The 10092-nt window shown below is 64.7% G+C and carries 11 protein-coding genes; 8 read left to right on the forward strand and 3 right to left on the reverse strand.

Translation table 11 applies throughout. From position 1 onward, the window contains the following. The 3 genes from ACH107_RS26360 to ACH107_RS26370 form a co-directional block, all read right to left on the reverse strand. The coding region (locus ACH107_RS26360; RefSeq protein WP_412508604.1) for a hypothetical protein at positions 1-657 on the reverse strand (657 nt) is incomplete at its 3' end. A gap of 12 nt (positions 658-669) precedes the next feature. Beyond that, positions 670-1362, reverse strand: a complete 693-nt coding sequence (locus ACH107_RS26365; protein ID WP_412508605.1) for a DUF1194 domain-containing protein — start codon at positions 1360-1362, stop codon at positions 670-672. Beyond that, the gene (locus tag ACH107_RS26370) at positions 1356-1784 is read right to left on the reverse strand and encodes a VOC family protein (RefSeq protein ID WP_310690656.1); all 429 of its coding nucleotides are present in this window, start codon (positions 1782-1784) and stop codon (positions 1356-1358) included. Before ACH107_RS26370 ends, ACH107_RS26365 begins: the two co-directional genes overlap by 7 nt. A 306-nt stretch (positions 1785-2090) precedes the next feature. Here ACH107_RS26370 and thyX point away from each other — a divergent pair, with 306 nt between their 5' ends. The 8 genes from thyX to ACH107_RS26410 form a co-directional block, all read left to right on the forward strand. Beyond that, the gene (thyX, locus tag ACH107_RS26375; protein WP_310690655.1) at positions 2091-2999 is read left to right on the forward strand and encodes an FAD-dependent thymidylate synthase; all 909 of its coding nucleotides are present in this window, start codon (positions 2091-2093) and stop codon (positions 2997-2999) included. A 71-nt stretch (positions 3000-3070) separates the two neighbouring features. Then, the gene (locus tag ACH107_RS26380; protein ID WP_412508606.1) at positions 3071-4162 is read left to right on the forward strand and encodes an IS630 family transposase; all 1092 of its coding nucleotides are present in this window, start codon (positions 3071-3073) and stop codon (positions 4160-4162) included. Between the two features lie 45 nt (positions 4163-4207). Further along, on the forward strand, positions 4208-5215 hold the full coding sequence (locus tag ACH107_RS26385) for a helix-turn-helix domain-containing protein (protein ID WP_412508608.1): 1008 nt from the start codon (positions 4208-4210) through the stop codon (positions 5213-5215). Positions 5216-5574: 359 nt separating this feature from the next. Beyond that, positions 5575-6456: a metal ABC transporter substrate-binding protein gene (locus ACH107_RS26390; protein ID WP_412508610.1), complete on the forward strand. Its 882-nt coding sequence runs from the start codon at positions 5575-5577 to the stop codon at positions 6454-6456. After that, positions 6456-7325, forward strand: a complete 870-nt coding sequence (locus ACH107_RS26395) for a manganese/iron ABC transporter ATP-binding protein (RefSeq protein WP_412508612.1) — start codon at positions 6456-6458, stop codon at positions 7323-7325. Before ACH107_RS26390 ends, ACH107_RS26395 begins: the two co-directional genes overlap by 1 nt. Next, positions 7322-8179: a metal ABC transporter permease gene (locus ACH107_RS26400; protein ID WP_412508613.1), complete on the forward strand. Its 858-nt coding sequence runs from the start codon at positions 7322-7324 to the stop codon at positions 8177-8179. Before ACH107_RS26395 ends, ACH107_RS26400 begins: the two co-directional genes overlap by 4 nt. Further along, complete coding sequence (locus ACH107_RS26405) at positions 8176-9009, forward strand: metal ABC transporter permease (RefSeq protein ID WP_412508615.1); 834 nt, start codon at positions 8176-8178, stop codon at positions 9007-9009. The genes ACH107_RS26400 and ACH107_RS26405 overlap by 4 nt, the downstream gene beginning before the upstream one ends. A gap of 49 nt (positions 9010-9058) precedes the next feature. Beyond that, on the forward strand, positions 9059-10092 hold a 1034-nt coding region (locus ACH107_RS26410), incomplete at its 3' end, for an amidohydrolase family protein (RefSeq protein WP_412508617.1).

A 10092-nucleotide genomic window follows, 5' to 3' on the forward strand; every position in this document is an offset into this window, starting at 1 on the left:
GGGACGACGACGCGGCCGCCGCGCGCGGGCGCGCAGATCCTCGGCCAGCGCATCGATCTCGGCACTGCTCTCGGCCGCGCTCTCGATCCCGCGCCCCGGGGGCAGGTCGCCCAGGGTCACCCAGGGCGCGACCCAGTCCACCAGTTTGGCATCCGCGTCCCGACTCAGGTCGAAATGCAGGAATCGTGGCTTGCCCGCGAAGTGGTGCAGCACCTGCCGCCTGTGGGCGGCGCGTTCGTTGCGCCAGAGCTGCGGCAGATCCCGCCTGTGGCAGTCGCGGTGCCGCGCCTCGCACTCGACAAAGCGCCCGTCGCGGTGAAAATAGCGGCTGGCGACCCAGGCCTCGGGGTCGCGGTCGTTGAAGATGAAGAGCGCATCGGGAAACTGCGCCTCGAGAAAGGCGAAGTCGCGAGAGGCCTCGATCCGTGGCAGATGCGGCCTGTTCCAGCGTTGCAGCCCGGACAGGCCCACCAGCCGCGGCCAACGCTCCATCGGGCGGGTGCCCGCCGCCCGATGCCAGGCGATATCCGCGGCCAGGTCACCCGTGCGGTCATGCCGCCAGCGCAGCCCCGCCGCCTGAAAGACATCGCGGAACCATGCACCGCCGCAGCGGTTGAACCCGATCAGGAAGATGCGCGATACGGGGCGCTGGGTCATCGCCGGGGGTCCCTATCCAGCATCGCCGATCATGACGACGCCCAGTTCGCGGATCAGTTTGGCCCGCATCGCGCGCTCGAAATCGGCGAAGCCGCCGGCCACCTCGACGAAGGCGCCGGGGCCGTGGATCACCGCGTCGCGGTAATAAGCCACGAGATCGTCCCGGCCGTCTGTCGGCGTGGCGCGGACCAGCAGCCCGTTCACCGTGACGCCGTCGAAGGGAAAGGCGGCCTGGGCCTTGCGCGGGCCGAAGCCCTCGTTGTTCTCGCCGTCGCCCGACACATCCAGCGTCGCCGCCGCGCAGTCCGGCGCGCGGCCCAGCAGCGTCGCGCCAAAGCCCAGCGCATAGCCCAGTGCGGTGGGAAAATCGTCATGGCTGCGCGAACTGGCGGCGATACGGGCCGAGACGGCCCGAAGGTCGGCGGCGCTGCGGATCAGCGCCCAGTCCTGCAACAGCACCTGCTTTTGCCGCCCGGACCATTCGTAGACGGCAAGCGCGACCGGCTCACCTGGGTCGAGAAAGGCCGCCTGAACGTCCGGTGCCACCAGCGCCGCGGCCAGTCCGCCGCGCTGCAGGGCATCCTCGGTGGCGTCCACCGAAGAAGACACGTCCAGCGCCAGGGCCAGGGCCAGCCGACAGGCGGCCGCCGGTTGCGCCGCACCGGCGACGAGCGCCCCCAGCCCCAGGCAAGCCGCCCTCACCAATGGCCGGTGTTCTCCATGCTGGCCCAGGGCTCGGCCGGGGCCAGCGCCGCGCCGGCTTGCAATAACTCGACCGAGATGTTGTCGGGGCTGCGCACGAAGGCCATGCGCCCGTCGCGCGGGGGGCGGTTGATGGTCACGCCGTTGTCCATCAGGTACTGGCAGGTGGCGTAGATGTCGTCCACCTCGTAGGCCAGGTGCCCGAAATGGCGGCTGTCGTCGGGCAGGGCGTCGTCGCCATCCCAGTTGTACGTCAGTTCCACCGGGCAGTCCTCCTGCCCCGGCGGCGCCATGAAGACCAGGGTGAAGCGACCGCCCTCGTTCTCCATCCGGCGGGTCTCTTGCAGGCCCAGCAGTTCATAGAAGGCCATGGAGTTTTCCAGGTCCTTCACGCGCACCATGGTGTGCAGGTATTTCAATGGCATGTCCGTCCTCCGGCTGGTTTCGTGGCGAGCCTATCACGCTGCACGCTGGCGGAAAGGGTCAGAAAGGGGATCGGACACCAAGCGTCAGCCATAGCCAAAACCGGGTGATCCGGCCGCCGTCCATGACAACCGCGCCTTGCATGTTGGTCGCTGCCATTCCCGTCGTCTCCTGGGTGCCGGTACGGGCGTCAAGTCAACGATTGCCTCGGCGCAGGGTCCACAGGATATGGGGGTTCCCGCCCGTTTTCGGTGCAGATATGGTGATCGGGTCACAGACATGCCCAGAATCAGCAAGGAATGCCGCCCATGCCCCTTACCCCCGAGCAACAGGCCGAGATCGACGCCCAGCGTGGCGCACCCAAACAGACCCTGCGCGCGGTTTCCGAAGGGATGGAGGCGCATCTCTACAAGCCCGCCCCGGTGCTGGACCACGGCTTTGTCCGGGTGGTGGATTACATGGGCGATGATGCCGCGATCTGCCAGGCGGCGCGGGTCAGCTATGGCCGCGGCACCAAGTCGGTCAGCAACGATACCGGGCTGATCCGCTACCTGATGCGGCACTGGCACTCGACCCCGTTCGAGATGTGCGAGGTCAAGTTCCACGTCAAGCTGCCCGTTTTCGTGGCCCGCCAGTGGATCCGCCACCGCACCGCCAACGTGAACGAATATTCCGCGCGCTACTCGATCCTCGACCGCGAGTTCTACATCCCCCAGGCGCAGGACCTGGCCGCGCAATCGACCACCAACAACCAGGGCCGGGGCGAGGTGCTGACCGGCGACGAGGCCGAGCGCGTGCTGCGCATCCTCAAGGACGACGCCGGGCGCGCCTACGACCACTACGAACAGATGATCGGGCAGGAGGGCCAGCAGGGCCTGGCCCGCGAACTGGCCCGCATGAACCTGCCCGCAAACATCTATACCCAGTGGTACTGGAAGGTGGACCTGCACAACCTGTTCCACTTCCTGCGCCTGCGCGCCGATGCCCACGCCCAGTACGAGATCCGCGTCTACGCCGAGGCCATCTGCGAGATGGTCAAGGACTGGGTCCCGGCGGCCTACGCGGCCTTCGAGGACTACCGCATGGGCGGTGCAAACCTGTCGGCCGCAGCCCTTGATTGCATCCGCCGGATGTTGAAGGGTGAGGAGGTGACACAGGAAACCTCCGGCATGTCCAAGGGGGAATGGCGGGAGTTCATGGGGGTGATTGAGGGGTGACGCGGGACGAGCTAGTGTTCGCCACCTGACACAAGATTCCCAACGGTGTCGTGGTGTGCAATATTGGGGGCATGAGACGCGATGACATCTGCCTTTACCTTGGCCCCGCCGACCGCTCGGAGCTTCGAGCCCTGATCAGCAACCGCAACACCCCGCGAAAGCTCGTCTGGCGGGCCGAGATCGTGCTGGCTACGGCGGATGGGCATGGCACGTTCGAAATCATGCGGCGTGCGAAGACGTCGAAGCCCACGGTCTGGCGCTGGCAGCAGCGCTATCTCGATGAAGGCGTGGCAGGCCTCAAGCGCGACAAGACGCGGCCCTCGCGGGTGCCGCCGCTGCCCATGGAAACACGGCTCAAGGTCATCGCGAAAACGGTGCAGGAGACGCCGCCCAACGCCACCCACTGGAGCCGCGCGCTGATGGCCGAAGCCATGGGCATTTCGCCGTCGAGCGTCGGGCGGATCTGGGCCGAGGCGGGATTGAAGCCGCATGTCACGAAGGGGTTCAAGGTCTCGAACGACCCGCTGTTCGAGGAGAAGGTCACGGATATCGTCGGCCTCTATCTCGACCCGCCGGATCGGGCGGTCGTGCTGTGCGTGGACGAGAAATCCCAGATCCAGGCGCTCGACCGGACCCAGCCTGGCCTGCCGCTCAAGAAGGGTCGCGCAGCCACGATGACCCACGACTACAAGCGCCACGGCACGACCACGCTGTTCGCGGCGCTCGATGTGAAGTCGGGCAGGGTCATCGGCGAATGCCAGCCGCGCCACCGGGCCAGAGAGTTCCTGAAGTTCCTGCGCACCATCGACAAGGCCGTGCCAGCACGGCGCGAGGTGCACCTGGTGCTCGACAACTACGCGACCCACAAGACGCCCGAGCTGAAGGCCTGGCTGGACAAGCATCCGCGCTTCAAGCTGCACTTCACGCCCACCAGCGCCTCATGGCTCAACCTCGTCGAACGCTTCTTCGCCAAGATCACATCGAGGCGCATCCGGCGCGGTAGCTATTCCAGCGTCGATGATCTGGAAGCTGCGATCCATGACTATCTGGCGCACCACAACGAGACGCCGAAGCCCTTCAAATGGACCAAGACCGCCGAGGATATTCTCACCCGGGAACGCCGTGCGCTCGGCGCACTCGATCAAATCCGAGGAAACAGGTAACATGCGTCGGACTCAGAGCACTAGTTAAATTCATTGATTGTGTTGATGTCCGTGGTCGTCCCCCAAAAGTTCATGCTCGAGAGCGAAAAAAACTTAGAGTTCAAAGCTGACTTTTCGGCAAACGCGCTTGCGAAGTGCCTCAAGACAATCGCAGCGTTTGCAAGTGCGAATGGCGGCGTGGTTTGTTTTGGGATAAGCGATAAGCCGCGACAAGCCATTGGTACGGATGGCGATCTTGATGAGGCAACTGTTCAAGATCAGCTATTCTCACACTTATATCCGGTCCCAGATTTTCAACTGCTTGAACATGAAGTCTTTGGTCGCCGACTAATCTGTTTAAAAGTTTTGCCAGTGTCCAAGAAGCCGGTGATAGCTATTAAAGATAAGCAGACTTCTGATCAAAGGAACTCAACTGTTCTCCGGGCGGGAACAGTATATTTTAGGAGAGCAGGTCAAACAAAGCCAATTTCCGGTGAGGAGTTTTCCACAATCTTGGAAAAGCGAGGCGAGATTAAAAGAACAGAAATACTTAATTTTCTTTCCCGTGGTAGAGAGGTCGGATTTGACAAGGCTGTTATCGCAGATTTCAGGCGAGCAGGCGCGGAGCATGCAAACCCAACTTTGTATGTCCCGGAGACCGAGGCGCATCGTCTGAATATCATTGATAGAGCCAGATTGGTGGAAGCTGAAGGTGCCCCAGCGTACCAGATTTCTGGAACTGTTGAGTTAACTGTCCCGGCGGATAAAGACCCGCGAAAACCAATGCTGCCGGAAGCCGCGGCGCGAGCACTGCGGTCGTCAATTCGAGCAAAGTTCGGTGACTGGTTTCCGTGGAAAGCGATTCATCTTCGCAAAGCTGCTTCACAACTTGGATTCTGGGACGATAAGAGTGGCGACGATATTCATACAGGAGTAATCGAGATAACAAACTCGCCTGTATACTATGAGGAAGGTCGAGCCGCTGTAGAGAGGTTTGCAAACCGTTCGCCGCTTGATTTCGTGGAAGCGGTTGGTTCCAGAGAGACAATTCGCCGAGTCATTGGGCAAGGTTAGACTGACGGGGATATCAAACATAGCACCCGAAATTGCACAAACTACTCTTTATCAAGCTACCCTACCAAGGTGTTGAAAATGCACCCCGCACCCCGCGCGAATAGCGCCGGAGGCGCCGCGCGGTCGCCAGGCCGCCCGGACGGGCTGGCGACTTGGTGGGGCCTGCGCCGCGCTCTGATCGTGTTCGGATGTGGCTGCCATAAAGTGCCCCGACCTACCCGCTGATCGCCACCCCGCGGCCTGCCGACAGCGCGGCTTGCACGCCGGGTTCGCAACTGCACCGGCCCCAGTTGCGAATAATTCGCAAGACCCTTGACTTTTGCGAACGAGTTGCAAATAGATGGGGAGAGCCTCATGACATGGAGTCCCCGATGCTGCGCCTTGCCGCCCTGTTGATCCTGTTCGCCCTGCCGGCCCAGGCCGAGCGCCTCAAGGTCGTGACCACCTTCACCGTCATCGCCGACATGGCCCGCAACGTCGCCGAGGACGCGGCCGATGTCGTCTCGATCACCAAGCCGGGGGCCGAGATCCACAACTACCAGCCCACGCCGCGCGACCTGGTGCGCGCCTCGGACGCGGACCTTCTGTTGTGGAACGGGCTGAACCTGGAATTGTGGTTCGAGCAGTTCGTCGACAACCTCGGCGATATCCCCTCGGTCACGGTGTCCGAGGGGATCGACCCCATCGCCATCGGCGAGGGCAGCTACGCCGGCGCGCCCAACCCCCATGCCTGGATGGGGTTGGACAACGCGCTGATCTATATCGATAATATCGCCGCCGCGCTGGCCGAGCATGACCCGGCGAACGCCGACCGCTACGCCGCCAATGCCGACACCTACAAGGCCGAGCTGCGCGCCACGCTGGAGCCCCTGCGCGACGCCATCGCGCAGGTGCCCGAGGACCAGCGCTGGCTTGTCACCTGTGAGGGCGCGTTCAGCTATCTCGCCCGGGATTTCGGCCTGCAGGAACTCCATCTCTGGCCGATGAACGCCGACCAGGTGGGCACGCCGCACCAGGTACGCGCGGTGATCGACGGGGTGCGCGACCATGACATCCCGGTGGTCTTTTGCGAAAGCACGGTCAGCACCCGGCCGGCCGAACAGGTGGCGCGCGAAACCGGCGCGGAGTATGGCGGGGTGCTCTACGTCGACAGCCTGTCCGGGGCGGATGGCCCGGTGCCCAGCTACCTCGACCTGCTGCGCGTCACCTCGGAAACGGTTGCGCGGGGGCTGACCCGATGATGGACAGCGAGACAGGCATTCGCGCCAATGACGTGACCGTGACCTATCGCAACGGCATGACCGCGCTGTGGGATGCCAGCTTCGAGGTGCCGCGCGGCACGGTCACGGCACTGGTGGGCGTCAACGGGGCGGGCAAGTCGACACTTTTCAAGGCGATCATGGGCTTCGTGCCCACCGCGCGCGGCGAGATCAGCCTGCTCGGCAAGCCCGTCCGGCAGGCGCTCAAGGAAAACCTGGTCGCCTATGTGCCCCAGGCCGAGGAGGTCGACTGGGCCTTCCCGGTGCTGGTCGAGGACGTGGTCATGATGGGCCGCTTCGGCCACATGGGCTGGATGCGGCGGCCGCGGGCGGCGGATCGCGCGGCGGTCGAGGCGGCGCTGGTGCGGGTCAACATGACCGCCTTCCGCGACCGCCAGATCGGCGAATTGTCCGGCGGCCAGCGCAAGCGCGTTTTCCTGGCCCGGGCGCTGGCGCAGGAGGGCCGCGTGATCCTGCTGGACGAACCTTTCACCGGGGTCGACGTGCAGACCGAGGCGCAGATCGTCGCCCTGCTCAAGGAACTGCGCGACGAGGGCCGGGTGATGCTGGTCTCGACCCACAACCTCGGGTCGGTGCCCGAGTTCTGCGACCGGACGATCCTGGTCAAGGGCACGGTGCTGGCCCATGGCCCGACCGAGGAGGTCTTCACGCCCGAGAACCTCGAAGAGGCCTTCGGCGGCGTGCTGCGCCGGTTCACCCTGGGCGGCGCGGACTTGCACGACGATGGCGACGACCGCGCGATTTCCATCCTGACCGATGACGAGCGGCCCTTCGTGCAATACGGGCAGGAAACGCGGAAGGCCCGGCAAGAGAAGGAGCCGCAGGGATGAGCCTGCTGCTGGAGCCCTTTTCCTACGGCTACATGACCAACGCAATGTGGGTTTCTGCGCTTGTCGGTGCAGTCTGCGCCTTTTTGTCCGCTTACTTGATGCTCAAGGGCTGGTCGCTGATCGGTGACGCGCTGAGCCATTCGGTGGTGCCCGGCGTGGCCGGGGCCTACATGCTGGGGTTGCCTTTCGCGCTGGGCGCCTTCCTGTCGGGTGGGCTGGCGGCTGCGGCCATGCTGTTTTTGACCGAAAGATCGGGGCTGAAGGTGGACGTGATCATCGGGCTGATCTTCACCAGCTTTTTCGGGTTGGGGCTGTTCATGGTGTCGATCAACCCGGTGGGGATTGACATCCAGACCATCACCATGGGCAACATCCTGGCCATCACGCCCGGCGACACGCTGCAACTGGCCCTGATCGGCGGGGTCTCCATGCTGGTGCTGCTGGCCAAGTGGAAGGACCTCATGGTCACCTTCTTCGATGAAAGCCATGCGCGGTCGGTGGGGCTGAACCCGCAGGCGCTCAAGGCGATGTTCTTCGTGCTGCTCTCGGGTTCGGTCGTGGCGGCGTTGCAGACGGTCGGGGCCTTCCTGGTGATTGCCATGGTGGTGACGCCCGGGGCCACGGCCTATCTACTGACTGACCGGTTCGAGCGGCTGCTGGTGGTGTCGGTCGCCATCGGGGCTGCGACCAGTTTCCTGGGCGCCTATGCCAGCTATTTCCTCAACGGGGCCACGGGCGGCGTGATCGTCTGCCTGCAAACAACGCTTTTCCTCGCGGCCTTCCTGCTGGCCCCGAAACACGGATTGCTGGCCAGCAAGCGCAAGGCCCGCGCGGCACTGGAGGGGCGGCGATGATCGAGGCGATGCTGTTTCCCTTCCAGTTCGGCTTCATGGTCAATGCCTTCTGGATCGCGCTTATCCTGTCGGTGCCCACGGCGCTACTGTCGTGCTTCCTGGTGCTCAAGGGCTGGGCGCTGATGGGCGACGCCGTCAGCCATGCGGTGCTGCCGGGGATCGTGCTGGCCTTCATCCTCGGGCTGCCGCTGATCCTGGGGGCCTTCGCGGCGGGGATGTTCACCGCGGTGGCCACAGGGTATCTGGCCGACAACAGCCGGGTGAAGCCCGACACCGTCATGGGCGTCGTCTTCTCGGGCATGTTCGCGGTGGGGATCGTGATGTATGTGGCCATCGACACCAACATGCACCTCGATCACATCCTTTACGGTAACATGCTCGGCGTCGGGGCGGCGGACCTATGGACAGCCGGTCTGGTCGCGCTGATCGTGGGGGGCGGGTTGCTGCTGCGCTGGAAGGATCTCTTGCTGCATGCCTTCGACCCGGCACAGGCGCGCACCGTCGGGTTGCCCGTGGGCTGGCTGCACTACGGGTTGTTGGCTGCCTTGTCGCTGACCATCGTGGCGACCCTTTCGGCGGTGGGTCTGATCCTTGCCATCGGGTTGCTGATCGCGCCGGGGGCGATTGCCTTCCTGCTGGTGCGGCAGTTCAGGACGATGCTCTGGGTTTCTGTTCTGGTCTGCCTGGCCTCGATGCTGGGCGGGACCTATGCCAGCTTTTCCCTCGACAGCGCCCCGGCGCCGACGATCATCCTGATCCTGACGGCGCTGTTCCTGCTGGCCTTCGCGCGGCGGCTGGTCATGACGCGCCGGGAAACCGCACGGGGCTAGACGCGCCGCGCGCTTTGCGGTCCTCTGGGGCCAAGCGACGGAGGACGGCATGAGCGATCTGGAAAAACGCATCGAACAGGGCCGGGGCGACACCCCCGCCGATCTCGTATTGCGCGGGGGGCGCGTCTTCGACCTGGTGACGGGGCAGATGCTGGAGGGCGATGTCGCCATCTGCGGCGACACCATCGTCGGCACCTGCGCGGCCTATGAGGGGCGCGAGGTGGTGGACGTCACCGGCCTGACCCTGGTGCCCGGCTTCATCGACACCCATCTGCACATCGAGAGCAGCCTGGTCACGCCCTTCGAGTTCGACCGGCTGGTCACACCGCTGGGCGTGACCACCGCCATCTGCGACCCGCACGAGATTGCCAATGTGCTGGGCGTGCCGGGCATCCGGTATTTCCTCGATGCGGCACTGGAAACCGTGTTGGACATCCGGGTGAACCTGTCCTCCTGCGTGCCATCGACCGAGATGGAAACGGCAGGCGCCCGGATCGAGGCCGCGGACCTGGCGCCGCTGATGGACCACCCCAAGGTGATCGGCTTGGCCGAGGTGATGAATTATCCCGGCGTGATCCATCGTGATCCGGGCCTCATGGCCAAGCTGGCAGCCTTCGAGGGCCGGCATATGGACGGGCATTGCCCCATGCTGTCGGGGCGCGATCTGAACGCCTATGTCGCCGCCGGTGTTCTTACGGAACACGAGGCGACGACCGCCGAGGAGGCGCGCGAGAAATTGCAGAAGGGCATGCGGGTGCTGATCCGCGAGGGGTCGGTCTCCAAGGACCTCGAGGCGCTGATCCCACTGCTGGACGAGCGCACCGCGCCCTACATGTGCCTGTGCACGGATGATCGGAACCCGCTGGACATCGGCGAACACGGGCACCTCGATTACATGATCCGCACTGCCATGGCCCGGGGCGTGCCGCCGCTGGCCGCCTATCGCGCGGCCTCGCTCTCGGCGGCCGAGGCCTTCGGGCTCAAGGGCCGCGGCCTGATCGCGCCGGGCCAGCGCGCCGATATCGTGGCGCTGGGGTCTCTGGAGGCCTGCGATGCGCGGGCCGTCTGGTGCGCCGGGGTCCC

The organism is Roseovarius halophilus (ex Wu et al. 2025) (genome assembly GCF_047086965.1).

Excerpts from the sequence above, each read along its gene's own strand:
- ACH107_RS26370 (WP_310690656.1), bottom strand. The coding sequence starts at position 1,784 with ATGCCATTGAAATACCTGCACACCATGGTGCGCGTGAAGGACCTGGAA.
- thyX (WP_310690655.1), top strand. The coding sequence starts at position 2,091 with ATGCCCCTTACCCCCGAGCAACAGGCCGAGATCGACGCCCAGCGTGGC.
- ACH107_RS26380 (WP_412508606.1), top strand. The coding sequence starts at position 3,071 with ATGAGACGCGATGACATCTGCCTTTACCTTGGCCCCGCCGACCGCTCG.
- ACH107_RS26385 (WP_412508608.1), top strand. The coding sequence starts at position 4,208 with ATGTCCGTGGTCGTCCCCCAAAAGTTCATGCTCGAGAGCGAAAAAAAC.
- ACH107_RS26390 (WP_412508610.1), top strand. The coding sequence starts at position 5,575 with ATGGAGTCCCCGATGCTGCGCCTTGCCGCCCTGTTGATCCTGTTCGCC.
- ACH107_RS26395 (WP_412508612.1), top strand. The coding sequence starts at position 6,456 with ATGGACAGCGAGACAGGCATTCGCGCCAATGACGTGACCGTGACCTAT.
- ACH107_RS26400 (WP_412508613.1), top strand. The coding sequence starts at position 7,322 with ATGAGCCTGCTGCTGGAGCCCTTTTCCTACGGCTACATGACCAACGCA.
- ACH107_RS26405 (WP_412508615.1), top strand. The coding sequence starts at position 8,176 with ATGATCGAGGCGATGCTGTTTCCCTTCCAGTTCGGCTTCATGGTCAAT.